Here is a 26150-nt window from a genome sequence, read left to right on the forward strand (position 1 = left end):
CTCAATCTCCCGATCGGTTCGCGGCCGTCATAGCATGACAAGGTGACGGCGCGAGCCTCATCGCGCATCAACGAAAAGGGCGCCCGCATTGCTGCGGGCGCCCTCCTTTTTCCGGCTGATCCCAAGGGATCAGTAGGAATAGTACATGTCGAACTCGACCGGGCTCGGCGCCATTTCCCAACGGTACACGTCGGGCCACAGCAGCTCCATATAGGCCTCGATCTGGTCCTCGGTGAACACGCCGCCCTTGGTCAGGAAGGCGTGGTCGGCCTTGAGGCTGTCGAGCGCTTCGCGCAGCGAGCCCGCTACGGTCGGGATCTCGGCCAGTTCTTCCGGCGGCAGATCATAGAGGTTCTTGTCCATCGCCTCGCCGGGGTGGATCTTGTTCTCGATGCCGTCGAGACCGGCCATCAGCAACGCCGCATAGCAGAGATACGGATTGGCCATCGCGTCCGGGAAGCGGAACTCGACGCGCTTCGCCTTGGCGCCCGCACCATAAGGGATGCGGCACGAGGCCGAGCGGTTGCGGGCCGAATAAGCGAGCAGCACGGGCGCCTCATAGCCCGGCACCAGCCGCTTGTAGCTGTTGGTGGTCGGGTTGGTGAAGGCGTTGAGCGCCTTGGCGTGCTTGATGACGCCGCCGATGAAGTACAGGCACATGTCGCTGAGGCCCGCATAGCCGTTGCCGGCGAACAGCGGATTGCCCTTGTCCCAGATCGAGATGTGGGTGTGCATGCCCGAGCCGTTATCCTTGGCGATCGGCTTCGGCATGAAGGTCACCGTCTTGCCATAGGCATTGGCGACGTTCCACACGACATACTTGTAGATCTGCATGCGATCGGCGGTCTGGACGAGCGTGCCGAAGGTCAGGCCCAGCTCGTGCTGCGCGGCCGCGACTTCGTGGTGGTGCTTGTCGCAGGGCAGGCCCATTTCCAGCATCGTCGAGACCATCTCGCCGCGGATGTCCGTGGCGGGATCGACCGGCGCGACCGGGAAATAGCCGCCCTTGGCGCGCGGACGGTGTCCCAGATTGCCGCCTTCATATTCGCGGCCGGTGTTGGTCGGCAGCTCGATATCGTCGATCTTGTAGAAGGACTGGCTGTAGGTGTTATCGAACTGGACGTTGTCGAACATGAAGAATTCGGCTTCCGGCCCGACATAGACGGTGTCGCCCACGCCGAGCGTGGAGACATAGGCCTCGGCGCGCTTGGCGGTGGAGCGCGGATCGCGGCTGTACAGCTCGCCCGACGAAGGCTCGACGATGTCGCAGACCAGGATCAGCATCGGCGTGGCCGAAAACGGATCGACCCAGACAGCGTCCAGATCGGGCTTGAGGATCATGTCGCTCTCGTTGATGGCCTTCCAGCCCTCGATCGACGAGCCGTCGAACATGAAGCCGTCTTCGAGCTCGCCGTCGCCGACGACGCCGGCGACCATCGTCAGATGCTGCCACTTGCCCTTGGGATCGGTGAAGCGAAGATCGACCCACTCGATCTCCTTGTCCTTGATCATCTTGAGAACGTCGGACGCCTTGTTCGCCATGAGATAGCCCTTCCCGCTTTGGAATTCCGGTAAACCTGTCGCGGCCCGTTGGCCGCTTGTGCCTTCGCGCGATCGTATCAGATCGCGTCGGCATCCCTCTCCCCGGTTCTGATCCGCACGACCGTATCGATCGTGCTGACGAAGATCTTGCCGTCGCCGATGCGGCCCGTCTGCGCCGCATTCTGGATCGCCTCGACGACGCGATCGGCGAGGCTGTCCTCGACGACGATCTCGAGCTTCACCTTGGGGAGGAAATCGACGACATATTCGGCGCCCCGATAGAGCTCGGTATGGCCCTTCTGGCGGCCGAACCCCTTGGCTTCGAGGACGGTGATCCCCGAGACGCCCACGTCGTGCAGCGCTTCCTTGACCTCATCCAGCTTGAACGGCTTGATGATCGCTTCGACTTTCTTCACCCGTCCCTCCCCGGACGCGAGCATGCGCCGTCGGACGCAGCAAGAGCTTCAATAAGCGTGCCATTCGCGGACTGGCAAGCCGGGCGCGGCGGAAAGCGGCACATGCTCCGGGCGATGCTTACAGATCGTGCAATCCGGCGCAATATTGCCCACTTTTGCAGCAACATTCGCGGCCGTTTCCGCGCGGCTGTCAACCCGATGAACCGAACTGCGGACGACTCCGGCGCGGAGTCGAGCCGCACATACGATCTCAGGCGGCGGCCAGATCCAGCGCCGGCTCGGTCGTCTCGATCCAGCCGCCGCCGAGCACGCGATCGCCATCGTAAAACACGGCCGCCTGCCCAGGCGCGACGCCATATTCGGGCGCTGCGAAGCGGACTGAGGTGCCGTCGAAGGTCGCGGGCACGGGCTTGGCGAGCGAGCGGACCTTGGCGGTGATAAGCCGCAGGGGATCGGCCTCGCCGCCCAGCCAGTTGAGATCGGACACGGACGCCGCGGCGACGGCGAGTGCGCGACGCGGGCCGACGACGAGCCGCTTCGTCTCGGGCTCGATCCGGATCACGTAGAGCGGCTCGCTCTGCCCGCCAATCTCGATCCCGCGGCGCTGGCCGACGGTGAAGCGCGTGATGCCGGGATGACGCCCGAGCAGGCGTCCGGCGAGATCGACGATATCGCCCGGTGCGTCGGCTTCGGGACGCAGTTTGGCGACGAGCCCGGCATAATCGCCGTCGGGCACGAAGCAGATGTCCTGGCTGTCGGGCTTCAGCGCGACGCCCAAGCCCAGTTCGGCGGCGATCGCGCGGACCTCGGCCTTCTCGATGCCGCCGAGCGGGAAGCGCAAGAAATCGAGCTGGGCGGGCGTGGTCGCGAATAGGAAATAGCTCTGGTCGCGCGCGGGATCGATCGCGCGGTGCAACTCCGGCCCATCGCGCCCTTCGATGCGGCGGACATAATGGCCGGTGGCGAGGCAATCGGCGCCGAGCTCGCGCGCAAGTCCCAGCAGATCGGTGAACTTCACGCCCTGATTGCAGCGCACGCAGGGGATCGGCGTGCGCCCGGCCAGATAATCGTCGGCGAAGCGATCGATGACGCTTTCCCGAAAGCTTGTCTCGCGATCGATCACATAATGGGCGATGCCGAGCCGGTCGGCGACCGCACGCGCATCGGCGATGTCGCGGCCGGCGCAGCAGCTGCCCGCGCGGCCGACCGCGGCACCATGATCGTAGAGCTGCAGCGTCACGCCGATCGTCTCCGCGCCCGAGCGCGCCGCGAGCGCGGCCACAACCGAGCTGTCGACCCCGCCCGACATGGCAACGACGATCCGCGGGCGCCCCGCCTTTGCACCGAGCTGGAAATCGATCTGCATGATGGCCCGGCCCTTAGCGCAAGCGGCGAACGCAGGCCAGCAAGCCTAAAGGGACGCGCCGCGCCGCCGTAAAATGGGATGGACGGAAGGCGGGCATGATGAAGATTTCACTTGGGATGAAAGGCGCGACCGAAATCGCGCCCGATTACTCTATGCTCAGGGCCGCCCTCGTCGCCGCACAGGCATCGACTCCGACCGCGCGTGCCAATGGCCCGCGTCCGGTCCTGCCCGATCAGCACGCCGCGCTGCATGCGCTTTTCGCCAGCGATTCCGAGCTCGAGGCATCCGCCGAGGCGCTCGGCCATCGCTTCAATACCGACGCCCCCAAGCCGGAGGATGGCGCGTGATCAAACATGACCGTCTTCTTAACCGTGGCATTTCAAGCTTCGTTGAATCGCCGCCCCTAAACCCCGTTCCCAGGAAACGTCACCTGATCGGCGCGCTGTCGATCGGCAAGGTACAGGGACCGAAATGATAGAGAATCAGAAAATCCGGCCGGCGCAGGTCGTCGGGCCGCTGGGTGAAAAACTGACCCTCGACTCCCTCCCTCCGCCCGGCACGACCCGATGGGTCGTCCGCCGCAAGGCAGAGGTCGTCGCCGCCGTCGACGGCGGCATGCTCACCTTCGAGGAGGTGTGCGCACGCTACGATCTGACGATGGAGGAGTTCGCCAGCTGGAAGCGCGCGGTGGAGCGTTCGGGCATGCCCGGGCTGCGCGTCACGCGCATCCAGCATTACAAGTCGCTCTACGAACGGCAGCAGCGCTTCTGACGATGCGCGCGATTCGTAACACGGATCGCGCAAATCACGGTTTGCCAAGTCCCGGCGCGGAACCGTTTCGCCCCCAGTGCGTCTAACCTTCCAGCACCGCCCGCCACGACGGAGAGGCGCGGTGGCGGATGGAGGATTACATGGGACTTATTCTTTGGCTGATCATTGGCGGCGTCGTCGGCTGGCTCGCAAGCATTGTGATGCGCACCGACGCGCAGCAGGGCATTCTTCTTAATGTCGTCGTCGGCATTGTCGGCGCCTTCATCGGCGGTCTGATCTTCACCGGCGGCACGATCAACAATGCCGGCCTCAACCTCTACACCTTCCTGACCTCGCTGGTCGGCGCCATCATCCTGCTGGCGATCGTCAACCTGGTCCGTCGCGGCACGGTTCGCTAAGCGAACCCAAGCCCGAAGAAACGAGCCCGCTCCGGCCAAGCCGGGGCGGGCTTTTTCGTGCGCGCTAGCCCTGCGGCATCGGCCCGGCGACGAGCAGGGGATCGATCCGCGCGCCATACCAGGTCAGCCCCCAGTGGAGGTGCGGCCCCGTCGCCCGCCCGGTCTTGCCGACGAGCCCGATCACCTGCCCCTTGCGCACATGATCGCCCGTCTTCACGTCGATCCGCGACAGATGCATGATCGCGCTGATCAGCCCGAAGCCATGATCGATCATCACGAGATTGCCCTCCAGGCTGAACGGCGCTGCGGTCGCAAGGCCGACGACGCCGTCGGCCGGTGCCAATGCCGGCGTGCCGATCGGGCGGGCGATATCGATCCCGCCATGATAGGCGCCCGGGACCCCGCCCTTGTAGATACGCTGCGAGCCGAACAGCGTGCTGATCCGCCCGCTGGTCGGCCACATCATCGGCTGGCGCCATCCGTCGCTGTCCGCATTCAGCGTCTTGGCGGCGTTGATCTGGACGAGCTCGGCCGCGCGGATCTTCTGGTAGGCGGGGCTCGGGCTGGTCCCCATTGCCAGCGTCGACAGGTTTGAAATGTCCCATGCGCGCTTGCTAATGCTGAGCGGCGCCTGGAGCAGCCGCCCATCCTGCAGCCGCGCCTCGAGCAGCGCGCTCGGCCCGGCGTCGCGATTGATGCCGAGGATGAACCTGCCGTCAGGCGCGACGCGGACGGGCTTGCCGTCGAGCAGGAGCAATGCGGTGCCGGTCGGTGCGGTGCCGCGCAGCAGCGTGCCTTGCGTCATCTCGCCGGTCAGGCCGAACTGCGAGCCAGGGACGATGCGCGGCGGCGGCGGGGCGATCGGCTGGCCAGCCGATGGCGGAGGCGTGCCCGGCCCCGAGACGGTCGGCCGCCCCTCGCAACTGGCCAGCAGAAGGATCGTGGCGAGCGCGACGGCGCGCCTCAAGCGGCGTGCTCCGCGCGGGTCGAAAGCTCGCAGGTCGCATAAGGCTCCTGGCGGAGCACGCTCCAATAGCGCAGCTCCTCCAGCGAGACGCGCGCGCCCGATTGCGCGCAGACGACATGATCGCCCGCCGCCAGCACGCGGAAATTGTTGGCCATATAGTGCAAGCGGGCCGGCCGGCCCTGCGCCATCAGCATCGTCATGCACCTTCTTGTATGTTCCGCAGAGAGATAGGGCGGCTGTGGCCCGATCGGCAAGCACCCGGCGGCATTTGAACGCGGCGAAGACTCGCTTCGCCCCGGCCGAGCCGAACCACAGCGTCATCCTGAACTCGTTTCAGGATCCATGAACCGAGCTTTCCACCGGAGCTCCGGTTGAGATTGCGGGCCATGGATCCTGAGACAAGTTCAGAATGACGGGTTGGATGGGATCACAGCAAAGTAGGCTGCTCCGGCGGCTTGCGTGGCGCACGCGGCTTCGGCGCAGCGCCCTCCACCTGCACGTCGACGCGATCCTGGCCCGCGAAAACGAGCGTCACCGCGCCCGCAGCGCGCGCGGCGGTGCCCGTCGTCACGACCCCGCCCTTGCGATCCTCGACCCAGGCGTAGCCGCGCGAGAGGACCCGCTCGGGATTGAGCTGTTCGATCAGCCGCCACGTCTGCGCCAAGCGGCGGCGATCGGTCTCGATCCGCGCCGCGACGAGCGCGGGGCGCAGGCGCAGGCCGCTAAGTTTCTCGCGCGCCCGCACCAGCCGCGCCTCCAGCAAGGCGGGACGCAGCGCGCCCGCGGCATCGGCGAGTTCGCGCCGCGCCTCGGACACACGGCCGGACAGAGCGCGCGGCAGCCGCTCGCCGGTATCGTCGAGCCGCTGGCGCTGGGGAGCGAGCAGCCGCTCGGGCACGGGCAGGCGGCGCGCGACCACGGCAAGCCGCTCGGCGCCATGCTCTCGATAGCGCCGCGCGCAGCGGCCCGTGCGCAGCCAGAGTTGCTGGACGCTGTCCAGAAGGTCCGCCCGCACCGGCACCGCCATCTCGGCGGCGGCTGTCGGCGTCGGCGCGCGGACGTCGGCGGCGAAATCGCAGAGCGTCACGTCCGTCTCATGGCCAACCGCCGAGATGGTCGGGATCGGCGAATCGGCGACCGCGCGGACGACGATCTCCTCGTTGAACGCCCACAGATCCTCGATCGAGCCCCCGCCGCGCGCGACTATGATGAGGTCGGGCGGCTCGGGCAGAGCCGCGAAACCGCGCACGGCGGCGGCGACCTGCGCCGCAGCCCCCTCGCCTTGCACCGCGACCGGCCAGACGATCACATGGCTCGGGCAGCGATCCTCGAGCCGGTGAAGGATATCGCGGATCACCGCGCCGGTGGGCGAGGTGACGACGCCGATCTTGCGCGGCAAGAAGGGCAGCGCCCGCTTGCGTGCCTGATCGAACAGCCCCTCGGCGGCGAGCGCGCGGCGGCGCTGGTCGAGCAGCGCCATCAGCGCGCCCTGCCCCGCCAGCTCCATCCGCTCGATCACGATCTGGTAGCGCGATCGGCCAGGGAAGGTCGTGAGCCGGCCGGTGGCGATGACCTCGGCGCCGTCCTCGGGGCGGAAGGCGAGCGGCGTGCCCTTCCAGACGACCGCATCGAGGCAGGCGCGATCGTCCTTCAGGGTCAGATAGCAATGCCCGGAGCCGACGCGCTTGAAGCCCGATATCTCGCCGCGCACGCGGACATGGCCGAACGCATCCTCCACCGATCGCTTGAGCGCGCCCGACAGCTCCGAGACCGAGAGCGCGGGTGAATTGTCGCCCGGCGCTTCCTCGGCTAGCAGCCGGCCGTTCGCATCGGGGATCGTCGCCATGAAAGTCCTGCTCATCGGTTCGGGCGGCCGCGAACATGCGCTCGCCTGGAAGCTCGCGCAATCGCCGCGCCTGACCACGCTCTACGCCGCGCCGGGCAATCCGGGTATCGCCCAGCACGCCGAGATCGTCGATCTCGACCCTGCCCATATAGAGGCGATCGTCGCCTTTGCGCGCGACGAGAATGTCGGGCTGGTCGTGGTCGGGCCCGAACAGCCTTTGGTGGCGGGCCTCGCCGATCGGCTGCGCGCGGATGGCGTGCTCGTCTTCGGACCCGACAAGGCGGCGGCGCAGCTGGAAGGATCGAAGGGCTTCACCAAGGATCTGTGCGCGCGCGCCGGCATCCCGACCGCCGCTTATGCCCGCTACATCGATCTCGCCGAGGCACAGGCCGGCCTAGCGCGCTTCGGCCTGCCGGTCGTGATCAAGGCGGATGGGCTGGCTGCGGGGAAGGGCGTGGTCATCGCCGAGACGGACGCCGAGGCGCAGGCCACACTCGGCGACATGTTCGACGGCGCCTTCGGCGGCGCGGGCGCGGAAGTCGTGATCGAGGAATTTCTGAGCGGCGAGGAAGCGAGCTTTTTCGCGCTGACCGACGGCACCACCGCCGTTCCCTTCGGATCGGCGCAGGATCACAAGCGCGTCGGCGACGGCGATACCGGCCCCAATACGGGCGGCATGGGCGCCTACAGCCCCGCCCCGGTCCTCACCCCCGAGTTGCAGGCGCAGGCGATGCGCGAGATCATCCTCCCTACCGTGCGCGCGATGGCCGAGGCGGGAACGCCCTATTCGGGCGTGCTCTATGCCGGGCTGATGCTGACCGCCGACGGCCCCAAGCTGATCGAATATAATGCGCGCTTCGGCGATCCCGAGACGCAGGTGCTGATGCCGCGCTTCGAGGGCGATCTGATCGACCTGATGCTTGCGGTGGCCGAAGGGCGATTGCAGGAAATCCCCGTCCCCGAACTGTCCCCGCGCGTCGCGCTGACGGTGGTGATGGCCGCACGCGGCTATCCGGGTACGCCGGAGGCGGGCGGCAGCATCGCCGGAATCGAAGCGGCCGAGGCGGCGGGCGCGATCGTGTTCCAGGCGGGGACCAAGCGGATGAATGACGGGCTGGTCGCCAGCGGCGGACGCGTGCTGGCGGTGACCGGCACCGGTGAATCGGTCGCGGAGGCGCAAGCCGCGGCCTATGCCGCGATCGAGCACATCGCCTTTCCGAGCGGCTTCTGCCGCAGCGATATCGGCTGGCGCGAAGTGGCGCGCGAGGCCGCGGGGTCTGAAGCGATCTTGCGCGATCCGATGAACGGAGGCTAGGGGCAGCCCACCGCCTGCGGCCGCAATCAGAACAGGGATAATATGAGCCAGACGACGATCATCATCATCGCCGTGATCGCGGTGATCGCGCTTCTGGTTCTCGTCCTCCTGCGCAGCCGCAAACAGCATGTGACGTTCGACCGCAACGCCGCGCCGACGGTCGCCCCGCTCGCCAAGGTGGCTCCGCAGCCTGCCGCCCCGAAGCCCGCCCCTATCGAGGAGGGCCATGGCGTCGGCTCCGAGATCAGCGCCGCTGTCGAGGATGTCGTCGATCAGTTCATCGGCATCGACGCCCACCCCTCGGGCCAGCCGGTCCCGACCGGCGACGCGCTGACGACGCTGAAGGGCCTCGGCCCGAAGGCCGAGAGCCTGCTCCACACTTTGGGCGTGACGACGTTCGAGCAGATCGCCGCGTGGGACCAGGGCGACGTCGAGGCGATCGACGCGCAGATGGGTGCCTTCAAGGGCCGCATCGTCCGCGACAAATGGGTCGCGCAAGCACGCCTGCTCGCCAACGGCGATACCGCCGCGTTCGAGGAACAGTTCGGCAAACTGGGCTGATTGGCCGCCTCGTTCCTCCCTATGCGAAGCATGGGGAGGGGGACCGTGCCTGTCCGGAGCGTCGCCGAAGGGCGCAGCATGGTGGAGGGGTAGATCCCGAACGCTCCCCGCCGCTTTGCGGCGGCCCCTCTACCGCCTTCGGCGATCCCCCTCCCCATCTGCAATGGGGAGCAACGGTACTCCGCAACGGGGCGTCCGACACACTTTCTGAGCATGAAAAAGGCGGCCCGTCGCCGGACCGCCCTTCTGCGTTCTGCTACGAAACCAGCCCCAATTTTACTCGGGCAGGCCGTAATTCTTGGGCTTGCCGAAATCGACCGCGCCGCCCTGTGCGCCCATGCCGCCCTGGTGGCTGGCGTCGGCATCGTCGACGGCGCTTGCCATCGCCCGGCGGCGGCGGACTTCGGCGCGCTGCTCTTCGGTCAGCGTCGCATCGTCGATACCGTTTTCGGCGGGACCACCGGCGGCAGCACCAGCTTCGGAAGCGCGGTTCGCGAGAGTATCGTCGGCCATCGTCATTCTCCTTCGCCTCAAATAACGAAGCGCCGATGCCGCCGTTCCGCATGCCGGAACGAGAAAAGGGCGGCCCGTCGCCGGACCGCCCTTCCCTTTTGTCTTGCGACAAGATCGTGGGCGCAGGCGCGCCCGCGAAGCTTACTTGAGTTCGACGGTCGCGCCGGCGTCTTCGAGCTGCTTCTTGACCTTCTCGGCCTCGTCCTTGCTGACGCCTTCCTTGACGGCCTTCGGAGCGCTCTCGACGAGCGTCTTGGCTTCCGTCAGGCCGAGGCCGGTCAGGGCGCGGACTTCCTTGATGACGTTGATCTTCTTGCCACCGTCGCCGGTGAGGATCACGTCGAACTCGGTCTTCTCTTCAGCAGCCGGAGCAGCCGGGCCGCCAGCGGCGGGCGCAGCAGCGACGGCAGCGGCGGCGGAAACGCCCCACTTCTCTTCGAGCAGCTTCGAGAGCTCGGCCGCCTCGAGGACGGTCAGCGCGGACAGGTCTTCAACGATCTTTGCGAGGTCTGCCATGATATTCACTCCGGTTGATTGCCCGGGCGCCGGCGCTCGCCGGATCCCAGGTCAGGTCAGGTTTATGCTTCTTCCTTGGCCGCATAGGCCGCGAACACGCGCGCGAGCTGGCCCGCAGGTGCCTGGACGATCTGGACGACCTTGGTCGCGGGTGCCTGAATGAGGCCCACGATCTTGGCGCGCAGCTGATCAAGGCTGGGCAGTTCGGCAAGCGCCTTCACGCCTGCGACGTCGAGCACGGTATCGCCCATCGCGCCGCCCACGATTTCCAACTTGTCGTTGGTCCTCGCGAAATCGACGACGACCTTGGCGGCCGCGACCGGGTCCACCGACGTCGACAAAGCCGTCGGCCCCGTCAGCAGATCGCTGAGCGAGGTGTAGGGCGTGCCTTCGGCGGCAATGCGGGCAAGGCGGTTCTTGGTCACCTTGTAGCTGGCGCCCGCTGCCCGCATCTTGACGCGGAGTTGGGTGGACTGGGCCACCGTCATTCCGAGATTGCGCGTGACGACCACTACGGACGTCTCGCTCAAGACCTGGTTCAGCGATGCAACCTGCTCGGACTTTTGAGCACGATCCATTGCCATTCTCCATTCATTCGGCACGACATGCGCCGAACGTGATCGAACCGCCCCCGCCGAAGCCGGGACGGCATATGTCCGAAGGGGAATGGATGCCTGACCCGAGCGGGCAGAACCCGTCAGGCAGACCGGAGCAGCATCGCACGCGCCACCGGCAAAATCTCTTCCCCGTCTAGGCAGGACATTAAGAGGGGCATATTCCCCTCACCTGCTGTCTCGGACGGATGGCCGGCTGCCCCCAGAGAGGCGGCCGAACGCGAGCGCGCAATGGCGGCGCCGGCCTGTAAAGTCAAGCGGGGCGCGCGCCTGTGGCGGATATGTCACAAATCCGTAACTTGAGATCGGGCGAGCAACCATCGCCGCCACCGCCCCGTTTGGCGTGTCCCTGTTCGATCGGATCGGACAGACATGATGACCTAATTGAAGTTCAGGAGTTTCCGTAAATGAAGAAGTTCGTCCTCGCCGCTTTGTGCGCCGTCTCCCTTCCGGCGATCGCGCAGGCGCAGGAAACCGCACCGGATGGCAGCAAGGCCTTCGGGATCGAGCCCTATGTCGGCGTGCTCGGCGGCTATCACAGCTTCGATCGCGACAGCGAGTTCGGCTCCGCGCCGGGCCGCGTGAAGATGAACGGCGCGCTGATCAGCGGCATCGCCGGCGTCAACGTCCCGCTCGGCGCCTTCTTCGTCGGCGCCGAAGGCAACGCGACCAAGGGCTTCTCGGATATCGATTGGGAATATGGCGCCAAGGGCCGCGCAGGGTTCCGCGCAGGGCAGAGCGGCCTGCTCTACGTCTCGGCAGGCTACCAGTGGGTCAACGGCCGTCATGGCTTCAGCGACCAGAAGGATTGGGTGTATGGCGGCGGCATCGAAGTCGGCCCGAAGGACATCGGCCTCGGCGGGATCAGCCTGCCAGCGGGCGCGCGACTGCGCCTGCAGATCGATACCTATGATTTCGACAGCATCCGTCCGATGGCCGGCGTCGTCTTTCACTTCTAAGCCGAACTCGATCGCGCCTGCGCGACGGGAACAAGAAGGAGGGCCGGGGCAACCCGGTCCTCCTTTCTGCTTTCTGCGTCAGCGGCGGCGCATCATCAGCGCGTAGCTGAGCAAGGCGACGCCGAGCCCGACAAACCAGGCATAAGCATAAAGCCCGGTCCAGAACCCGCCGATCCCGCCGGCCACGCTGGGAAAGGCGGTCGCGACGAACCCCGGCAGATTGGGCGCAACGCCCAAAGCGAAGGCGATGAGCGCCGCAGGGTTCCAGCCACCTCGGTAACGATAAGCGCCGTCCTCGCGATAGAGCGCATCGACCTCGATCACGCCGCGGCGGACGATCCAGTAATCGGCGATTAGGATGCCCGCGATCGGCCCGAGCAGCGCGCCGTAACCCGTCAGCCAAACGAAGATGAAGCCGCCCGTCGTCGCGAGCAATTTCCACGGCATCATCAGGATGCCGGTCACGCTGCTGATCAGCGCGCCGGTACGATACGAGATGCGCGACGGCGCCAGCGACGAGAAATCATAGGCCGAGCAGACGAGGTTGGCGGCGATGTTGCAGCTGATCGTGTCGATGCTGATCACGATCAGCCCGAGCAGCACGAACGGGCCCGAGAGCGTTCCGGCAAGCTTCACCGGATCCCAGATCGCCTGCCCGTAGATGACGACGGTGGCCGAGGTGGTGATGACGCTGGCGAGCGCGATCAGCCCCATCGTCGGCGGCAGGCCCATCGCCTGTCCGATCATCTGATCGCGCTGGCTGCGCGCGAACCGCGTGAAATCGGGGATGTTCAGCGCCAGCGTCCCCCAGAAGCCGACCATTGCCGTCAACGTGGGCCAGAACGCCGTCCAGAATTGCCCTGCCTTGAACCCGCCCGGCGCGAAGGCGGAGGGCGACGCGAAGATCGGGCCGAGCCCGCCCGCGCGATCCACCGCCCACCAGACCAGTGCCGCGCACACCGCGATCTTGATCGGCGCGGTCCAGGTCTCCAGCCGGCGGATCGTCGTCAGCCCCTTGGCCACGAACAAAAGCTGGATCAGCCAAAAGACGAGGAAGCCTGCGAGCTGGCCGATGCCAATTCCTAGCCCGGGCAGGGGCGCGCCTGCGAGATCGCGGCGGAGCAGGATGCCGAGCAGGGTCAGCAGAGCCTCGCCGCCGATCCACGTCTGGATGCCATACCAGCCGCACGCAACCAGCGCGCGCGCGACCGCAGGCACGCGCGCGCCCCGCGTGCCGAACGAAGCGCGGACGAGCACGGCGAACGGAACGCCATAACGTGCCCCGGCATGCCCGATCAGCGTCAGCGGGACGAGCAGGATCAAATTGCCGAGCAGGACGGTGAGCGCAGCCTGCTTGGCCGACATGCCCTGTTCGATCAGACCCGAGGCCAGCATCCAGCTCGGCACCGCGACGACCATGCCGACCCAGAGCGCGGCGAAGTGACACCAGATCCAGGTCCGCTGTGCGGACGTGGTCGGCGCGAGATCGGGGTTCCACAGGCTGGGAGCAGGCTCCGCGCCTGCGTTCGGCGGGCTCAGAATTCCACCTCGAGTTCCTGCATCTCGACCGGCTCGGCCTTAGCGGCAGTGATCCATTCCTGCATCGGCGCCCAGGCCATGATCGTATCGCGATAGGCGGCCGCCGGCTCGCCGAGCGCGACGTCATATGTCGTGAATCGCGTTGCGACGGGGGCGAACATGGCGTCCGCGATCGTCGGCGTGGCGCCAAACAGGAACGGGCCGCCATAGCGCGCCAGGCAATCGCCCCAGATCTCCTCGATCCGATCGATATCGGGTCGCGCGCCGGCGAAGACCTTGAAGCTCTTGAACTGCGAATGGAGGTTCATCGGCAGCGCAGAGCGCAGATTGAAGAAGCCCGAATGGATCTCGCCGGTGATCGAGCGGCAATGCGCGCGGGCCTTCGGATCGGCGGGATACATGCCCGCCTCCGGAAACACCTCGTTGAGATAGCCGGCGATCGCGAGCGTGTCCCACACCTCGACCCCGTCATGCGTGAGCCGCGGCACGCGCACCGAAGGCGACAGCAGCAGCAGCTCAGCGCGCGAATCGGCATCGACAGGAACGACCTGTTCGGTCACCTCAAGCCCGGCGAGCTTGCACAACAGCCAGCCGCGCAGCGACCAGGACGAATAATTCTTGCTCGAAATCGTCAGCGTCGCGCTCATGGCCCACCCTCTTCCGTGCCGCCACGGTGTTCGTAATTGTGGCGCACTGCAGCAAAAATGCCTAGACCCATGCCCACGGTTTGGGGAACGTCCGCATCGATGCTGTACAAGACCTACCAGACCTTCACCGATTGCATGAAGCCCGTAAGGTTCGGCGCGCGGCTGAGCCTGCTGAACGAGGCGGCGACTAACACCTTGCCCGCGGGTCGCAGCGCGATGGCGATGGCGCACATGATCGCCGAGACCAAACTCACGCACCGCCGCCCGCCGTTCCACATCGACACGGTCGCTTCGGGCAACCGGCTGCTCGGAGTGCACGAGGAAGTCGTGCTGTCACTCCCGTTCGGCAATCTGCTGCGCTTCGTGCGCGAGGATTCACGCCCCAAGCCCAAGATGCTGATCATCGCCCCGCTCTCGGGCCATTTCGCGACCTTGCTGCGCGATACCGCCGCGACCCTGCTGTGCGATCACGATGTCTATATCACCGACTGGAAGAATGCGCGCGACGTGCCGCTGTCAGCTGGCCCGTTCGGCTTCGACGAGTATGTCGATTATGTGATCCGCTTCCTTGAGGAGATCGGCCCTGGCGCGAACCTGATCGCTGTGTGCCAGCCCTGCGTGCAGGCGCTCGTCGCGGTCGCGGTGATGGCCGAGCAGGATCATCCCTGCCAGCCGCGCTCGATGACGCTGATGGGCGGCCCGGTCGACACGCGCATCGCGCCGACCGCGGTCAACCGCCTCGCGACCTCGAAGCCGCTATCGTGGTTCAGCAAGCAGCTGATCAGCCGTGTGCCGCTCCGCTACAAAGGGCGCGGCCGCAAGGTCTATCCGGGCTTCATGCAGCTCGGCGCCTTCCTGTCGATGAACATGGGCCGCCACATGGCGCAACATCGCAAGCTCTATCAGCAGCTCGCCGATGGCGAGGACGGCACGGTCATCCGCCATTTCTACGACGAATATTTCGCGGTGCTGGACCTGACCGCCGAATTCTATCTGGAAACGGTCGATCGCGTGTTCCAGCGCGCGCTGCTGGCCAAGGGCGAGCTCGACTATCGCGGTACGCGCGTCCAGCCGGGCAGGATCCGCAAGACCGCCCTGCTGACGGTCGAAGGCGAGCGCGACGATATCTGCGCGGTCGGACAGACCGCGGCGGCCCACGATCTCTGCTCGTCGCTGCGCGCGCATCTGAAGCGGCATCATCTCCAGCCAGGCGTCGGCCATTACGGCCTGTTCTCGGGCCGCAAATGGGAGACGCAGGTCTATCCACAGGTGAAGAGCCTGGTGCTCGCGGTCAACTGAACCGGCCAGCGCGACTGATATCGGCTCACGCGCGGTCCGCGGCCTCGCCGAGCCCGGCCTCGATCATCGCGCCATAGACGATCGCCGCCGCGAACCGGTTCTGCTTGTCGGCGCCTTCCTCGAAATATTCCCCGCCAGCCGCCGCCATCTCGGCGGTCGGCTCGCGCAGGGCGGCGAGGACGGTCCGCGCCACAGGCACGAACGAATGCCAATCCGGCTCGCTCGCAGGCTGCTCCGCCGACGGCTCGTCCTGTGGCTCGGCCGAACCGCCGGCAAGGCCGCACAGGATGCGCGCGATCCGTTCGATCATCTCGGTCATGCTCAGATCCGTCTGAGCAGGCGGACCGCGACGGCGACGATCACCGCGCCGATCACCGAGGCGAGGATCGCGCCGATCAGCCCCCCGCCGAGCGTGAAGCCGAGGCGCGGAAACAGCCAGCCGGCGACGACCGACCCGAGGATCCCGATCAGCGCATCGAGAACGAAGCCGAAGCCGCCGCCCTGGACGAGCAGACCCGCGAGCCAGCCGATGATCGCCCCGACGACGATCCAGATGATGAAGGCGAGCAAGACGCTGTCGCTCCCCACGATCGTGTGCATTTTGGCGCTCCTGTGTCGTTCTCTGGCAGAAGGCCGGACATGCCAGATCGTTCCGCCGCCGTCGTGCATGCACAGATTGTTTGCTGCGATGCACAAAATACATTTGCATCCGCCTGACGTATGCGTCATCACGATCCTGCCTTTCAGGCATCCTCTCCTAGACTTCAGGGCTGGCCTTCGGGCCGGCCCTTTTTTTTGGCTCGAGACCGGTCTATCAGAGCGCCTGGCCGGCGAGAGGATGCCATCCGGCCTATGCGCGCCCCGCAACAGCCAAAGGCGCTGCGGGGCGCCGGCCTCCGCGCTGGAACGGCTGATCGAATCGCGAGCCGCGACGACGCGTCGGCTCCCCGCGACTTGCCCGAAACAAAAAGGGCCGGGGATCGCTCCCCGGCCCTTCCTGTTTGTCAGGATAGAAAGATCAGATCGCGATTTCCGCGACATCGACCTTGATGCCCGGGCCCATCGAGGAGCTGACGGCGATCTTCTTCAGATACTTGCCCTTGGCGCCCGTTGGCTTGGCCTTGACGACCGCATCGACCAGCGCATCGAAATTGGCGCGCAGATCTTCCGCCGGGAACGACGCCTTGCCGATGCCCGAGTGGATGATGCCAGCCTTCTCGACGCGGTATTCGACCTGGCCGCCCTTGGCGTCCTTGACCGCCTGCGCGACGTTCATCGTGACCGTGCCGAGCTTCGGGTTCGGCATCAGGCCCTTCGGACCCAGCACCTTACCAAGGCGGCCGACGAGGCCCATCATGTCCGGGGTGGCGATGCAGCGATCGAAATCGACCGTGCCGCCCTGGATCGTCTCGAGCAGGTCTTCCGCACCGACGATCTCCGCGCCGGCGGCCGTGGCTTCCTCAGCCTTGGCGCCACGTGCGAACACGGCGACGCGGACGTCCTTGCCCGTGCCCTTCGGCAGATTGACGACGCCGCGGACCATCTGATCGGCGTGGCGCGGATCGACGCCGAGATTGAGCGCAACCTCGATCGTCTCGTCGAACTTGGCGGTGGCGTTGGTGCGCGCGAGGGCGATCGCCTCGTTCACGCCATACAGCTTCTCGCGGTCGATGGTCTCGGCCAGTGCCTTGGCCTTCTTGGTCAGGTTCTTCGGCTTCAGCATCGATCAGCCCTCCACAACTTCGAGGCCCATCGCGCGGGCGGAGCCTTCGATGATCTTCGTCGCCGCATCGATATCGTTGGCGTTGAGATCCTTCATCTTCGCAGTCGCGATCTCGGACAGCTGCGAACGCTTGATCGTGCCCGCGGAGACCTTGCCCGGCTCCTTCGAGCCCGACTTGAGGCCGGCGGCCTGCTTGATCAGATACGTCGCCGGCGGCGTCTTCGTCTCGAACGAGAAAGAGCGATCGGCATAGACGGTGATCACGGTCGGCAGCGGCGTGCCGACGGCCTCGCCGGCCGTCTGCGCGTTGAACGCCTTGCAGAATTCCATGATGTTGACGCCGCGCTGACCGAGCGCGGGGCCGATCGGCGGGGACGGATTGGCCTTGCCGGCCGGCACCTGCAGCTTGATGTAACCGGTAATCTTCTTCGCCATGTTTACCTCCTATGGCTTAGCGGTGCTAACGGCGGACCGAAGCCTGCCTCCCGCAACGATGCTCCGGGGACGACCCGAAGTTGAGGAAGTTGAGGGATGCGGACACCCTCAACCAAACTTATTTGACGCGTTCGACCTGCTCGAATTCGAGCTCGACCGGAGTCGCGCGGCCGAAGATCGAGACCGAGACCTTGACGCGGCTGCGATCGAAATCGAGCTCCTCGACGAGGCCGTTGAAGGTCGCGAACGGGCCGTCCAGCACCTTGACCGAATCGCCGATGTCGAAATCGACCTTGATCTTCGTCTTGGCGGGGGCCGCGGCGGCCTCCTCCTTGGTGTTCAGGATGCGCGCGGCCTCGGCGTCCGAGATCGGCTGCGGCTTGCCCGAGGAACCGAGGAAGCCCGTGACCTTCGGCGTGTTCTTGACGAGGTGATAGACGTCGTCGTTCATCGCGAGCTTCGCGAGGACATAGCCCGGGAAGAATTTGCGATCCGACGTCACCTTCTTGCCGCGACGAACCTCGGTGACCTTCTCGGTCGGGACTTCGACGGCTTCGACGAGCGTCTCGAGACCGAGCCGGGTCGCGTCGGTGAGGATCTGATCCTTCACCTTGTTTTCGAAGCCCGAATAAGCGTGGATGATATACCAGCGCGACATTGTTCTATGCGAGCCCTTAACCCTGGACGAGCGACAGCAGGAACTTCACGATCCGGCTGAAACCCCAATCGACAGCGAAGAAGAAGACACCGAGCGTGAGCGTCAGCACGACGACCATGACAGCGGTCATCACCGTTTCGCGGCGGCTCGGCCAATAGACCTTGGCGGTCTCGGCCTTCACCTGGCTGATGAATTCGGTGGGACTGACCTTCGCCACGGCGTGCTTCTTCCTTGTTTTCCGAAAATGAACATGGGACCGCCGCCCGGTCCTCATCGGAGCCGGCGCGATCCATCCACGCTTTCGGATTGGGCGGGCAGATACCCCTAAGCGCGGTTCGACGCAAGCGGGTGGCCTACCGTCCCGGACTCCGCCTCCTGTCATGCTGAACTTGTTTCAGCATCCAGGAACCGACATCGCCGTCGCGCGCGCGTCGCGGACAGGTCATGGATCCTGAAACAAGTTCAGGATGACGGCATCTGCCGATCGCCATGAAGAATGGCAGGAGTGGAGGGACTCGAACCCACGGCCCTCGGTTTTGGAGACCGATGCTCTACCAACTGAGCTACACTCCTCCGCAGAGGCGTGGGCCGCATAGCGGGGGGGGCGATGGGGTGCAAGCCCGCAGACCGCGGCGCTCGTCATCCCGCTCACTCCCCCTCCGTTCGCGTTCTCGACGGGCGCTTCTCGACTTCGCTCGAACTGCGCTCGAACCGAACGGGTTCAGGCGGTGGCGCCCGCAATGGCGTCCAAAGTCGCGATCGCTTCGGCCGGCAGGACGAGATCGGCCGCTGCCAGGTTTTCGCGCAGGTGCGCGGCCGACGAGGTGCCGGGGATGAGCAATATGTTCGGCGCGCGCTGGAGCAGCCAGGCCAGCGCAACCTGCATCGGCGTCGCGCCGAGCCCGGCGGCGACATCGGACAGAGCCGTCGATTGCAGCGGGGTGAAGCCGCCGAGCGGGAAGAAGGGCACGTAGGCGGTGCCCGAGGCGGCGAGCCTGTCGAGCAGTGCCTCGTCCTCGCGATGCGCGAGATTGTAGAGATTCTGCACGCAGACGATCTCGGCGATGCCGCGCCCCTCCTCGACCTGCGCCGGCGTGACGTTGCTGAGGCCGATATGGCGAACGAGGCCCTGCCGCTGCAGTTCGGCGAGCGCGGTCAGCAGCGCCTCGAGCGAGCCCTCGGCCGGCTCGTGGATGCCGAACATGAGGCGCAGGTTGACCACGTCCAGCACGTCGAGGCCGAGATTGCGCAGATTGTCGTGAACCGCGCTCGTCAGCTCGTCGGCCGAGAAAGCCGGGTTCCACGAAGCATCGTCGCCGCGCATCGCGCCGATCTTGGTGACGATGACGAGATCGTCGCGATAGGGATGCAGCGCCTCGCGGATGATCTGGTTGGTGACGTGCGGCCCGTAGAAATCGCTCGTGTCGATATGATCGACGCCGGCCTCGATCGCCGCGCGCAGCACCGCGACCGCGGCGCCGCGATCCTTCGGCGGACCGAACACGCCCGGGCCGGCGAGCTGCATCGCGCCATAGCCGAGGCGCTTCACATTGCGGCCGCCGAGCGTGAAGGTGCCGGCTTTGCTGATGTCCGTCATGGCAAGTCTCCTGAATGTCGACAGCGCATATGGACAGGGCGACCCTGCGCGATAACAGGATCCAATCGGCACGGGCCGTGCGAAAGGGCGAACAATGGCGGCGGATCTGAGCGAACTGGCGGCCTTCGTCGCGGTGGCGCGCGCGGGCGGCTTTCGCGAGGGCGCGCGGGCCACCGGCGGCAGTGCCTCTGGGCTGAGCGAGGCGGTGCGCCGGCTGGAGACGCGACTTGGCGTGCGCCTGCTCAACCGGACGACGCGCAGCGTCGCCCCGACCGAGGCGGGGGCGATGCTGCTGGAGCGGCTCGGCCCCGCGCTCGGCGAGGTCGAATCCGCGCTCGACGTGGTCAACGGCTTTCGCGATCGGCCGATGGGCACGCTCCGGCTCAACGTGCCGGTGAGCGTTTCGCGCCTCGTCCTCTCGCGCATCGTCCCGCCCTTCCTCGCGGCCTTTGCCGATATCCGCCTGGAGGTGACCGCCGAGGACGGTTTCGTCGACATCCTCGCGGCCGGCTGCGACGCGGGCATCCGCTATGACGAGCGGCTGGAGCAGGACATGATCGCGATCCCGATCGGCCCGCGCAGGCAGCGCTTCGCCACCGCCGCCGCGCCCGCTTACCTCGATCGACGCGGGCGCCCCAAACATCCGCGCGATCTGCTCGGCCACGCCTGCCTGGCCGGTCGCCATTCAAGCGGAGGCATGACGATCTGGGAGTATGAGCGCGCCAGCGAGATCGTAAAGATCGATCCGACCGGGCCGCTCGTCGTCCGCATCGGCGCGGCGGTGGATCTCGCGGTCGAGGCGGCGCTGGCGGGCACGGGCGTGATCATGCTGTTCGAGGATTGGCTGCGGCCCTATCTCGACCGCGGCGACCTGGAGCCGGTGCTGGAGGACTGGTGGCAGGGCTTTTCGGGGCCATTCCTTTATTATCCGGGCCGCCGCCATCTGCCCGCCCCACTGCGCGCCTTCGTCGATTTCGTCCGCGCACAGGGGACGTGGGACTGATGGACGCGCCACCCGCCCCGCCCGCACGGCCCGAGCCGTACGAATGCTGCGGGCGCGGCTGCTGCCCGTGCATCTTTGATTATTATAACGACGCGCTCGCGCGCTGGCGGGTGGCGATGCGCGCGCGGGCTGGAGCCGCCCGCCATTCCGGATGCCACGCCGTGGCGGAACTGCTGACGGCCCCCTGCGAAGCCTATGCCTGCGCGATCAGCACCTCGGCGATCTGGACCGCGTTGAGCGCCGCGCCCTTGCGCAGATTGTCGCCGACGACAAACAAGGCCAGCCCGTGCGGCACGGTCGGATCGGGGCGGACGCGGCCGACGAAGACCGGATCCTGCCCCGTCGCCGCGAGCGGATTGGGCACTTCGGTGACGACGACGCCGGGCGCCGCCGCCAGCAAGGCGAGCGCGGCATTGACCGAGACCGCGCGATCGAACTCGGCATTGATCGACAGCGAATGGCCGGTGAAGACGGGGACGCGCACGCACGTGCCCGAGACGGGGAGCTCGGGCAGTTCCAGGATCTTGCGTGTCTCGTCGCGCAGCTTCAATTCCTCTTCGGTATAGCCGTCCTCGCCGAGGACATAATTGAGCGGCACGACATTATAGGCCGCGGGCACCGCCCACTTGCGCACCGGCCCGAGATCGACCGCGCCGCCGTCCGCGGCGAGATCGGCACAGGCCCCGACGCCCGCAACGATCTGGTCGCGCAATATCTCTACGCCTTCGAGTCCGCCGCCCGACACCGCCTGATAGGTGCTGACGACGAGCCGCTTGAGCCCGGCCGCCTGATGGAGCGGCTTCAGCACGGGCATCGCCGCCATCGTCGTGCAGTTCGGATTGGCGACGATGCCCTTGGGGATCGAGCGGAGCGCATGCGGGTTTACTTCCGCCACGACGAGCGGCACGTCCGGATCGCTGCGCCAGGCCGAGCTGTTGTCGATCACGATCGCGCCCGCCGCCGCCACCTTCGGCGCGAGCGCCTTCGACGTCGCGCCCCCCGCCGAAAAGAAGACGATGTCGAGGCCCGAGAAATCGGCGGTCGCGGCATCCTCGACCACGACGTCCTGCCCGGCGACGGGGACGACCTTGCCCGCCGAGCGCGCGGAGGCGAACAGGCGCAGCGCGGCGTAAGGCAGGCCGCGCTCGACGAGCAGCTTGATCATCATCGTGCCGACGAGGCCGGTCGCGCCGACGACGCCCACGTTGGGGCGGCCATTCTGGAAGTTGGTCATCGAAATGCGTCTCCTGTTTTGCGGAGGCGCGGGGATCTGATCTGGCCTGTGGCCGCCCCGCGCTCGGCGGGGCTCTGTCCGGGATCGCTTAGCCGTGAAGCCCAAGCGCAGCCCGAACCGCCCCGCACATGCGGGTCGGCTTCGTGCTAATCGCTTTGATCAGGACCGTGGACATCGCCGGCGCGGTTAGCGGGCCGGCGCGGATTCGTAAAGACCCGCAGGATCGTGGCGCGGCGTGCGCGGCTGCGCTATGTTACGGGCATGGCCGCGCTCGATCCCGACCTGCTGCTGCGTGCTTACTCGGTCGGCGTCTTTCCGATGTCGAACAGCCGCGAGGCCGACGACGTCTTTTGGGTCGAGCCGAAGAAGCGCGGCGTGCTGCCGCTCGACGGTTTCCATCTGTCGCGCAGCCTCGCCAAGACGCTTCGCTCGGGACGCTTCACGACCACCGCTGACCGCGCGTTCGGAGACGTTGTGCGGCTGTGCGCGGAGCCGACGCCGCTCCGCCCCGACACCTGGATCAATCCGCAGATCGAGTCCGCTTATGGCGAGCTCCACCGGCGCGGCTATGCGCATTCGATCGAAACCTGGGAGGGCGATCCGGCCAATGGCCGGCTCGTCGGCGGTCTTTATGGCGTGCGGCTCGGCGCGGCCTTTTTCGGCGAGAGCATGTTCAGCCGGGCGACCGACGCCTCGAAGGTCGCGCTCGCGCATCTCGTCGCGCGATTGAGGGTCGGCGGCTTCCTGCTGCTCGACTGCCAGTTCCAGACCGATCATCTCGCCTCGCTGGGTGCGATCGAGATCGGGCGCGGCGATTATGTCGCGCTGTTGGACACTGCGCTTGGCCTGGGCTCGGCCGTCTCGGCATCGGGCTTCGTCGCGGCCGGATCGGCCGACTTCCTCGCACTCGACCGCGGCGCGCCAGACGTCGACCCGGCGACGACGGTGTTCGGCCCGGTCTCGGCATGCCGCATCGTGCAGCTCTTGGGCCAGACGTCCCAATAGGAATTTTCGACGACGTTGAGCGACGGGCTCTCCTTGTAGAGCCAACCCGAGAAGATCCGCCGCCATTGGCCGTCCGCGCCGTGCAGATCGGCCTGGAGGAAGGCGCCGGTCAGCTGTTCGGGCTCCCAATCGGCGGTCTGGTCGCAGGCGCGCAGCCGTACGATCAGCGGGCCGATGCGCTTCACCTCGCCGGGGCGCATCGTCAGATCGCGCGACACGCCGTCGCGCTTGTTGAGCACGCCGATCACGGCGACGCGCTCGGCCATCGGCGTGTCGGTCTTCGAGAGTGGGGGCGCCGCCGGCCTGGAAGCAGCCTTCGCGGCAGGGGCGCTCTCGTTGGCAAGCGCGGCATCGGGCACGAGCGGCGCGGTCTCATTCTCGTTCGCAGGCGACTGGATCGCGACCGCCGCGCCGAGCCCGAGGGCGCCGACGAGGATCGCCGCCAGCGCGAGCGCGCCGGGCCGGCGCCACCTCACGGCTTCGGGCTCGCGGCCCCCTGCTCGCTCCCCGCGGGCGCGCTGGGTTTGTTGATGAACTGGCCGATCAGCGCCATCAGATCCATCGCGCCCTGCGTATCGGTGATCGTGTCGCCATTCTTGAGCGCGGTCTCCGAGCCGCCCGGCGTCAGCGCGACGAAGGTGCTGCCGAGCAGGCCTTCGGAGGTGACCGAGGCGCTGCTGTCCGCGGGCAGCTTGATCGCCGGATCCAGCGCGAGCGTGACCGCGACCTGGAAGCTCTGCGGATCCAGCTTCTGCGCGGCGACGCTGCCGATCTTGAGCCCCGCGACGCGAACATCGGTGCCGACATTCACGCCCGCGGCGTTCGGGAACAGCGCGGTGACCTTGTAGCCATCGGTATGCTGACCGCCGCCCGTATGATTCCAGGCGAAGAGGACGAAGAAGACGGCGAGGATGACGACGAACAGGCCGACGATCGCTTCACCCGCATTTTCGCGGAACAGGCCCTTCATGGGTTGCCCGGGCTCCACGCTTCATAGTCGCCGGTGGCAGCCGCCCGATTGCCGCCGCGCTCCAGCGCGCCGGCCGGGCGATAGGCGCCGAGCGTGCCGGTCATATTGGGCAGCGATTCCTTTTCCCAGACGCGCGCCGGCGGCAGCGCCTCGGGAACGAGATCGGTCGTGTGATGAAGCCAGCCATGCCATTCGGGCGGCACGCGGCTCGCATCGTTCGCGCCCTCGTAGATGACCCAGCGGCGGCTTTTGCCGTCGGTGATCTTCTTGGTTTCGAAATAGGCGTTGCCGAGCGCATCGGTGCCGACCGAGCGACCATTGCGGCGGCTGTACAGAAGGGTGCCGATCGTGGCGCCCTCCCACCAGGTGAAGATCTTCATCAGCGCGGACATGGGCGCCGCGTTAGCCGCTTACCGGGCGCGAGCGCAACCGGGCGCGACACGGTTCGGCGCGGCGATGCGCGATTATTGCCAGCGGACGAGATCGCCCGCGGCTATTCCCTGCTTGCGGGCCGCCCCGCCGTTCAGTTCCAGCACCGCCGCGACCGGCTCGGCACATTCGATGAGGTCGAGCGAGAGCGGCTGCGCATTCTCCGCGATCCGGATGATTCGCCCGTCGGGCCCGATGAAGACGAGGTCCAGCGGCAGCCAGGTATTCTTCATCCAGAAGCTGACAGCTCGCGGCGGGCTCATCGGGAAGATCATGCCGTGATCGGCCGGCATCGTCTTGCGGAACATCAGCCCGATTTCCTGCTGCTCCGACGTTCGCGCGACCTCGACCTGGAAACGCAGGGCCTTGCCGTGGCTGGTGATGACCAGCGGCACGGCCTTCAGCGACTGGGCGACATTCGTCGACTGGGCGGAAAGGGATGCGGCCGGTGCTGCCACCAGCAGGAGCGCAGCGGCCGCCGCGCGGAAGGGCAGGATCACGCGGCTTCGACCGCGACGGCGAGCGGACCCTTGCGCCCTTCGGCGATGCGCGCACGCAGCGGCGCATCGGGCTCGAGTTCGGCGAGGCCCGCGCGGCGGACCGTTTCCATATGGACGAAGATGTCCTGCGTCGTGCCGGGGCGGAGGACGAAGCCATAGCCCTTGATCTGATTGAACCATTTGACGACGACGGGCTCGAACGGGCCGGCGATCGCGAGCAGCGCAATCGGATCGACGCGATCGGCATTCTTCTTGGCGATCAGATCGGCATCGGGACCGATCGCGGTCGACAGATCGATCTTGAGGATCCGCCGCGCCTGCAGCCCGCGCTGGCGTTCGACCGCCTCGCAGACGATGCGCGCGCCTTCGGGCAACGTCCGGCGATCATGTTCGCGCAGGACGGAGAAATGGATCAGGATATCGCCTTCGCCGTCGTCGCCGATCATGAAGCCGAAACCGCGCGTTCCATCGAACCATTTGACGGAACCGCTGACGCAAACCGCCGCCGGCTCCGGCGCCGTAAAGGTCGGCCGAGCCTCGTCCAGTTCCTCTCCTGTCGCGAGTACGCGCCCCGCCTCGTCGTCGCTCATTGGAATTTCAAGCATTCCTTAGTCGGCCAGAAGATGGCCTACAAAGTGTTAGCTTAGCACTCGGCCCGAAAAAGGAAAGTCTCTCGCCTAAAAAGCCCGAAAACGGCGATCAGGGCCACTCGACTGGAAGCTCGTCGGGCGCGCTGGAGACGATGCGCCGGGCCAGCGCCGGATCGTGACCGGCACGCACCAGCGTCGCGATGGCGCGCTCGCGACCGGGGCGATCGGGCGGAACGGAAGCGAAAGGCCCTAGGCGCCGGCGTCGCGCCAGCGCCAGTGCCGCCTCCAGCGCGCCTTCCCGCGCGGTCGCGAGCGCCTCATCGCCGTCTTCCGCCTCGATTCCCGCCGCGCGAAACGCGAGGCCGATCCGGCGCGCACCATAGCCCCGCCGCTCCAGCGCCGCGCCGCGCTGCACGGCGAATGCGCGATCATCGACATAGCCGAGCGTCGAAATCCGCTCGACGAGCCCCTCGATATCGGCCGCGACGGGCCCCTGCCACTCGGCTTCGCGGAGCTTGCGAAGCAGATAATCCCGCAGTTTTGCGCGCGTGGTCGCATATTTGCCGACATAGCGGAGCGCGAGTGATTCCAGCCGCCCCGCGTCCATCGTGCGGGGGCCACGCCCCTCTTTGTGTGTCGCCGACTGTCTCACCCGCCACGTTTGTGCCACAAGGCGGTCGAAATTAGAACGCGCCGCCGCTTATAGGTTAAAGTTTGGTGATACCGGGCTCCATGGC

General features: G+C 66.8%; 33 protein-coding genes, 1 tRNA gene and 2 pseudogenes. 10 read left to right on the forward strand and 26 right to left on the reverse strand.

Going from position 1 to position 26150, the window contains the following annotated elements; translation table 11 throughout:
• Positions 1-129: 129 nt before the first annotated feature.
• The 3 genes from glnA to mnmA form a co-directional block, all read right to left on the reverse strand.
• On the reverse strand, positions 130-1542 hold the full coding sequence (glnA, locus tag Q4F19_RS18615; protein ID WP_303545875.1) for a type I glutamate--ammonia ligase: 1413 nt from the start codon (positions 1540-1542) through the stop codon (positions 130-132).
• A 77-nt stretch (positions 1543-1619) separates the two neighbouring features.
• A complete protein-coding gene (locus Q4F19_RS18620) occupies positions 1620-1958 on the reverse strand; it encodes a P-II family nitrogen regulator (protein ID WP_303545877.1) in 339 nt (112 codons plus the stop codon).
• Between the two features lie 250 nt (positions 1959-2208).
• Positions 2209-3324 (reverse strand): tRNA 2-thiouridine(34) synthase MnmA, encoded by a 1116-nt coding sequence (mnmA, locus tag Q4F19_RS18625; protein WP_303545879.1) that lies wholly within the window; start codon positions 3322-3324, stop codon positions 2209-2211.
• A 98-nt stretch (positions 3325-3422) separates the two neighbouring features.
• Here mnmA and Q4F19_RS18630 point away from each other — a divergent pair, with 98 nt between their 5' ends.
• From Q4F19_RS18630 to Q4F19_RS18640, 3 genes are all read left to right on the forward strand, one after another.
• The gene (locus Q4F19_RS18630; protein ID WP_303545880.1) at positions 3423-3671 is read left to right on the forward strand and encodes a hypothetical protein; all 249 of its coding nucleotides are present in this window, start codon (positions 3423-3425) and stop codon (positions 3669-3671) included.
• 124 nt (positions 3672-3795) lie between these two features.
• Positions 3796-4095, forward strand: a complete 300-nt coding sequence (gene sciP / locus Q4F19_RS18635) for a CtrA inhibitor SciP (RefSeq protein ID WP_303545883.1) — start codon at positions 3796-3798, stop codon at positions 4093-4095.
• 140 nt (positions 4096-4235) lie between these two features.
• Entirely contained in the window at positions 4236-4493 is a 258-nt protein-coding gene (locus tag Q4F19_RS18640; RefSeq protein ID WP_303545885.1) for a GlsB/YeaQ/YmgE family stress response membrane protein, read from the forward strand.
• 64 nt (positions 4494-4557) lie between these two features.
• Here the strand turns inward: Q4F19_RS18640 and Q4F19_RS18645 are convergent, their stop codons facing one another.
• From Q4F19_RS18645 to xseA, 3 genes are all read right to left on the reverse strand, one after another.
• Positions 4558-5460 carry a M23 family metallopeptidase gene (locus Q4F19_RS18645; protein ID WP_303545887.1) on the reverse strand — a complete coding sequence of 301 codons (903 nt, stop codon included), beginning with the start codon at positions 5458-5460 and terminating at the stop codon, positions 4558-4560.
• Positions 5457-5654, reverse strand: coding sequence for a DUF2093 domain-containing protein (locus tag Q4F19_RS18650; protein ID WP_303546083.1), 198 nt, complete (start codon positions 5652-5654; stop codon positions 5457-5459). The genes Q4F19_RS18645 and Q4F19_RS18650 overlap by 4 nt, the downstream gene beginning before the upstream one ends.
• A gap of 233 nt (positions 5655-5887) precedes the next feature.
• A complete protein-coding gene (gene xseA, locus Q4F19_RS18655) occupies positions 5888-7306 on the reverse strand; it encodes an exodeoxyribonuclease VII large subunit (protein WP_303545888.1) in 1419 nt (472 codons plus the stop codon).
• Between xseA and purD the strand changes: the two genes are divergently transcribed.
• Positions 7305-8621, forward strand: coding sequence for a phosphoribosylamine--glycine ligase (gene purD, locus Q4F19_RS18660; RefSeq protein ID WP_303545890.1), 1317 nt, complete (start codon positions 7305-7307; stop codon positions 8619-8621). The genes xseA and purD overlap by 2 nt on opposite strands.
• A gap of 42 nt (positions 8622-8663) precedes the next feature.
• The gene (locus Q4F19_RS18665; RefSeq protein ID WP_303545892.1) at positions 8664-9182 is read left to right on the forward strand and encodes a hypothetical protein; all 519 of its coding nucleotides are present in this window, start codon (positions 8664-8666) and stop codon (positions 9180-9182) included.
• A 276-nt stretch (positions 9183-9458) separates the two neighbouring features.
• Here Q4F19_RS18665 and Q4F19_RS18670 read toward each other — a convergent pair whose 3' ends face one another.
• The 3 genes from Q4F19_RS18670 to rplJ all read right to left on the reverse strand — a co-directional run bounded on the left by Q4F19_RS18670 (position 9459) and on the right by rplJ (position 10789).
• Positions 9459-9695: a hypothetical protein gene (locus Q4F19_RS18670; protein ID WP_303545894.1), complete on the reverse strand. Its 237-nt coding sequence runs from the start codon at positions 9693-9695 to the stop codon at positions 9459-9461.
• A 141-nt stretch (positions 9696-9836) separates the two neighbouring features.
• Positions 9837-10211 carry a 50S ribosomal protein L7/L12 gene (rplL, locus tag Q4F19_RS18675; RefSeq protein ID WP_303545895.1) on the reverse strand — a complete coding sequence of 125 codons (375 nt, stop codon included), beginning with the start codon at positions 10209-10211 and terminating at the stop codon, positions 9837-9839.
• Positions 10212-10273: 62 nt separating this feature from the next.
• The gene (rplJ, locus tag Q4F19_RS18680; protein WP_303545897.1) at positions 10274-10789 is read right to left on the reverse strand and encodes a 50S ribosomal protein L10; all 516 of its coding nucleotides are present in this window, start codon (positions 10787-10789) and stop codon (positions 10274-10276) included.
• Positions 10790-11232: 443 nt separating this feature from the next.
• On the opposite strand from rplJ, the gene Q4F19_RS18685 reads away from it, so the two are divergent.
• Positions 11233-11784 (forward strand): outer membrane protein, encoded by a 552-nt coding sequence (locus Q4F19_RS18685; protein ID WP_303545899.1) that lies wholly within the window; start codon positions 11233-11235, stop codon positions 11782-11784.
• 78 nt (positions 11785-11862) lie between these two features.
• Here the strand turns inward: Q4F19_RS18685 and Q4F19_RS18690 are convergent, their stop codons facing one another.
• Both Q4F19_RS18690 and Q4F19_RS18695 read right to left on the reverse strand, forming a co-directional pair.
• The gene (locus Q4F19_RS18690) at positions 11863-13326 is read right to left on the reverse strand and encodes an NCS1 family nucleobase:cation symporter-1 (protein ID WP_341850206.1); all 1464 of its coding nucleotides are present in this window, start codon (positions 13324-13326) and stop codon (positions 11863-11865) included.
• The gene (locus tag Q4F19_RS18695; protein ID WP_303545901.1) at positions 13320-13970 is read right to left on the reverse strand and encodes a glutathione S-transferase family protein; all 651 of its coding nucleotides are present in this window, start codon (positions 13968-13970) and stop codon (positions 13320-13322) included. Before Q4F19_RS18695 ends, Q4F19_RS18690 begins: the two co-directional genes overlap by 7 nt.
• Positions 13971-14069: 99 nt before the next feature.
• Between Q4F19_RS18695 and Q4F19_RS18700 the strand changes: the two genes are divergently transcribed.
• Positions 14070-15269 carry a polyhydroxyalkanoate depolymerase gene (locus Q4F19_RS18700; protein WP_303546087.1) on the forward strand — a complete coding sequence of 400 codons (1200 nt, stop codon included), beginning with the start codon at positions 14070-14072 and terminating at the stop codon, positions 15267-15269.
• A 25-nt stretch (positions 15270-15294) separates the two neighbouring features.
• On the opposite strand, the gene Q4F19_RS18705 is transcribed toward Q4F19_RS18700, so the two are convergent.
• The 8 genes from Q4F19_RS18705 to Q4F19_RS18740 all read right to left on the reverse strand — a co-directional run bounded on the left by Q4F19_RS18705 (position 15295) and on the right by Q4F19_RS18740 (position 19682).
• Positions 15295-15588, reverse strand: coding sequence for a hypothetical protein (locus tag Q4F19_RS18705; protein ID WP_303545903.1), 294 nt, complete (start codon positions 15586-15588; stop codon positions 15295-15297).
• A 2-nt stretch (positions 15589-15590) separates the two neighbouring features.
• The gene (locus tag Q4F19_RS18710) at positions 15591-15869 is read right to left on the reverse strand and encodes a GlsB/YeaQ/YmgE family stress response membrane protein (RefSeq protein WP_303545905.1); all 279 of its coding nucleotides are present in this window, start codon (positions 15867-15869) and stop codon (positions 15591-15593) included.
• Positions 15870-16287: 418 nt separating this feature from the next.
• A complete protein-coding gene (gene rplA, locus Q4F19_RS18715; RefSeq protein ID WP_303545907.1) occupies positions 16288-16992 on the reverse strand; it encodes a 50S ribosomal protein L1 in 705 nt (234 codons plus the stop codon).
• 3 nt (positions 16993-16995) lie between these two features.
• Entirely contained in the window at positions 16996-17427 is a 432-nt protein-coding gene (gene rplK, locus Q4F19_RS18720; protein WP_303545909.1) for a 50S ribosomal protein L11, read from the reverse strand.
• Between the two features lie 118 nt (positions 17428-17545).
• A complete protein-coding gene (gene nusG, locus Q4F19_RS18725) occupies positions 17546-18085 on the reverse strand; it encodes a transcription termination/antitermination protein NusG (protein ID WP_303545911.1) in 540 nt (179 codons plus the stop codon).
• Between the two features lie 16 nt (positions 18086-18101).
• The gene (secE, locus tag Q4F19_RS18730) at positions 18102-18302 is read right to left on the reverse strand and encodes a preprotein translocase subunit SecE (RefSeq protein ID WP_303545913.1); all 201 of its coding nucleotides are present in this window, start codon (positions 18300-18302) and stop codon (positions 18102-18104) included.
• Between the two features lie 280 nt (positions 18303-18582).
• Positions 18583-18658: transfer RNA gene (locus tag Q4F19_RS18735), tRNA-Trp, on the reverse strand.
• 148 nt (positions 18659-18806) lie between these two features.
• Positions 18807-19682, reverse strand: coding sequence for an aldo/keto reductase family oxidoreductase (locus Q4F19_RS18740; RefSeq protein WP_303545915.1), 876 nt, complete (start codon positions 19680-19682; stop codon positions 18807-18809).
• Between the two features lie 94 nt (positions 19683-19776).
• Between Q4F19_RS18740 and Q4F19_RS18745 the strand changes: the two genes are divergently transcribed.
• Together Q4F19_RS18745 and Q4F19_RS21535 are read left to right on the forward strand one after the other, a co-directional pair.
• Positions 19777-20685, forward strand: a complete 909-nt coding sequence (locus tag Q4F19_RS18745) for a LysR family transcriptional regulator (RefSeq protein WP_303545917.1) — start codon at positions 19777-19779, stop codon at positions 20683-20685.
• Positions 20685-20795 (forward strand): annotated as a pseudogene (locus Q4F19_RS21535) (oxidoreductase-like domain-containing protein); the annotation flags it as partial. The gene Q4F19_RS18745 and the pseudogene Q4F19_RS21535, both read left to right, overlap by 1 nt.
• Positions 20796-20878: 83 nt before the next feature.
• Here the strand turns inward: Q4F19_RS21535 and Q4F19_RS18750 are convergent.
• Complete coding sequence (locus tag Q4F19_RS18750; RefSeq protein ID WP_303545919.1) at positions 20879-21919, reverse strand: aspartate-semialdehyde dehydrogenase; 1041 nt, start codon at positions 21917-21919, stop codon at positions 20879-20881.
• 261 nt (positions 21920-22180) lie between these two features.
• Between Q4F19_RS18750 and aat the strand changes: the two genes are divergently transcribed.
• Positions 22181-22924 (forward strand): leucyl/phenylalanyl-tRNA--protein transferase, encoded by a 744-nt coding sequence (gene aat, locus Q4F19_RS18755; RefSeq protein WP_303545921.1) that lies wholly within the window; start codon positions 22181-22183, stop codon positions 22922-22924.
• 32 nt (positions 22925-22956) lie between these two features.
• Here aat and Q4F19_RS18760 read toward each other — a convergent pair.
• The 6 genes and pseudogenes from Q4F19_RS18760 to Q4F19_RS18785 form a co-directional block, all read right to left on the reverse strand.
• Positions 22957-23190, reverse strand: a pseudogene (locus Q4F19_RS18760) (DUF2155 domain-containing protein); the annotation flags it as partial.
• Positions 23191-23396: 206 nt separating this feature from the next.
• Positions 23397-23894: an outer membrane lipid asymmetry maintenance protein MlaD gene (mlaD, locus tag Q4F19_RS18765; protein WP_303545922.1), complete on the reverse strand. Its 498-nt coding sequence runs from the start codon at positions 23892-23894 to the stop codon at positions 23397-23399.
• Positions 23891-24286, reverse strand: a complete 396-nt coding sequence (locus Q4F19_RS18770) for an NADH:ubiquinone oxidoreductase subunit NDUFA12 (protein ID WP_303545924.1) — start codon at positions 24284-24286, stop codon at positions 23891-23893. Before Q4F19_RS18770 ends, mlaD begins: the two co-directional genes overlap by 4 nt.
• A gap of 72 nt (positions 24287-24358) precedes the next feature.
• A complete protein-coding gene (locus tag Q4F19_RS18775; protein WP_303545925.1) occupies positions 24359-24823 on the reverse strand; it encodes a DUF192 domain-containing protein in 465 nt (154 codons plus the stop codon).
• Complete coding sequence (locus Q4F19_RS18780) at positions 24820-25413, reverse strand: cold-shock protein (protein WP_431312428.1); 594 nt, start codon at positions 25411-25413, stop codon at positions 24820-24822. Before Q4F19_RS18780 ends, Q4F19_RS18775 begins: the two co-directional genes overlap by 4 nt.
• Before the next feature lie 109 nt (positions 25414-25522).
• Positions 25523-26065 (reverse strand): regulatory protein RecX, encoded by a 543-nt coding sequence (locus tag Q4F19_RS18785; RefSeq protein ID WP_303545926.1) that lies wholly within the window; start codon positions 26063-26065, stop codon positions 25523-25525.
• Positions 26066-26150: the final 85 nt, after the last annotated feature.

The sequence above is a fragment of the Sphingomonas natans genome (assembly GCF_030546695.1).
Taxonomy (GTDB): Bacteria; Pseudomonadota; Alphaproteobacteria; order Sphingomonadales; family Sphingomonadaceae; genus Sphingomonas_I; species Sphingomonas_I natans.

Coding starts and splice junctions, on each gene's coding strand:
- glnA (WP_303545875.1), bottom strand. CDS start 1,542: ATGGCGAACAAGGCGTCCGACGTTCTCAAGATGATCAAGGACAAGGAG.
- mnmA (WP_303545879.1), bottom strand. CDS start 3,324: ATGCAGATCGATTTCCAGCTCGGTGCAAAGGCGGGGCGCCCGCGGATC.
- Q4F19_RS18630 (WP_303545880.1), top strand. CDS start 3,423: ATGAAGATTTCACTTGGGATGAAAGGCGCGACCGAAATCGCGCCCGAT.
- sciP (WP_303545883.1), top strand. CDS start 3,796: ATGATAGAGAATCAGAAAATCCGGCCGGCGCAGGTCGTCGGGCCGCTG.
- Q4F19_RS18640 (WP_303545885.1), top strand. CDS start 4,236: ATGGGACTTATTCTTTGGCTGATCATTGGCGGCGTCGTCGGCTGGCTC.
- Q4F19_RS18650 (WP_303546083.1), bottom strand. CDS start 5,654: ATGCTGATGGCGCAGGGCCGGCCGGCCCGCTTGCACTATATGGCCAAC.
- purD (WP_303545890.1), top strand. CDS start 7,305: ATGAAAGTCCTGCTCATCGGTTCGGGCGGCCGCGAACATGCGCTCGCC.
- xseA (WP_303545888.1), bottom strand. CDS start 7,306: ATGGCGACGATCCCCGATGCGAACGGCCGGCTGCTAGCCGAGGAAGCG.
- Q4F19_RS18665 (WP_303545892.1), top strand. CDS start 8,664: ATGAGCCAGACGACGATCATCATCATCGCCGTGATCGCGGTGATCGCG.
- Q4F19_RS18670 (WP_303545894.1), bottom strand. CDS start 9,695: ATGGCCGACGATACTCTCGCGAACCGCGCTTCCGAAGCTGGTGCTGCC.
- rplL (WP_303545895.1), bottom strand. CDS start 10,211: ATGGCAGACCTCGCAAAGATCGTTGAAGACCTGTCCGCGCTGACCGTC.
- rplJ (WP_303545897.1), bottom strand. CDS start 10,789: ATGGATCGTGCTCAAAAGTCCGAGCAGGTTGCATCGCTGAACCAGGTC.
- Q4F19_RS18685 (WP_303545899.1), top strand. CDS start 11,233: ATGAAGAAGTTCGTCCTCGCCGCTTTGTGCGCCGTCTCCCTTCCGGCG.
- Q4F19_RS18695 (WP_303545901.1), bottom strand. CDS start 13,970: ATGAGCGCGACGCTGACGATTTCGAGCAAGAATTATTCGTCCTGGTCG.
- Q4F19_RS18700 (WP_303546087.1), top strand. CDS start 14,070: ATGCTGTACAAGACCTACCAGACCTTCACCGATTGCATGAAGCCCGTA.
- Q4F19_RS18705 (WP_303545903.1), bottom strand. CDS start 15,588: ATGACCGAGATGATCGAACGGATCGCGCGCATCCTGTGCGGCCTTGCC.
- Q4F19_RS18710 (WP_303545905.1), bottom strand. CDS start 15,869: ATGCACACGATCGTGGGGAGCGACAGCGTCTTGCTCGCCTTCATCATC.
- rplA (WP_303545907.1), bottom strand. CDS start 16,992: ATGCTGAAGCCGAAGAACCTGACCAAGAAGGCCAAGGCACTGGCCGAG.
- rplK (WP_303545909.1), bottom strand. CDS start 17,427: ATGGCGAAGAAGATTACCGGTTACATCAAGCTGCAGGTGCCGGCCGGC.
- nusG (WP_303545911.1), bottom strand. CDS start 18,085: ATGTCGCGCTGGTATATCATCCACGCTTATTCGGGCTTCGAAAACAAG.
- Q4F19_RS18740 (WP_303545915.1), bottom strand. CDS start 19,682: ATGACGGACATCAGCAAAGCCGGCACCTTCACGCTCGGCGGCCGCAAT.
- Q4F19_RS18745 (WP_303545917.1), top strand. CDS start 19,777: ATGGCGGCGGATCTGAGCGAACTGGCGGCCTTCGTCGCGGTGGCGCGC.
- Q4F19_RS18750 (WP_303545919.1), bottom strand. CDS start 21,919: ATGACCAACTTCCAGAATGGCCGCCCCAACGTGGGCGTCGTCGGCGCG.
- aat (WP_303545921.1), top strand. CDS start 22,181: ATGGCCGCGCTCGATCCCGACCTGCTGCTGCGTGCTTACTCGGTCGGC.
- mlaD (WP_303545922.1), bottom strand. CDS start 23,894: ATGAAGGGCCTGTTCCGCGAAAATGCGGGTGAAGCGATCGTCGGCCTG.
- Q4F19_RS18770 (WP_303545924.1), bottom strand. CDS start 24,286: ATGTCCGCGCTGATGAAGATCTTCACCTGGTGGGAGGGCGCCACGATC.
- Q4F19_RS18780 (WP_431312428.1), bottom strand. CDS start 25,413: ATGAGCGACGACGAGGCGGGGCGCGTACTCGCGACAGGAGAGGAACTG.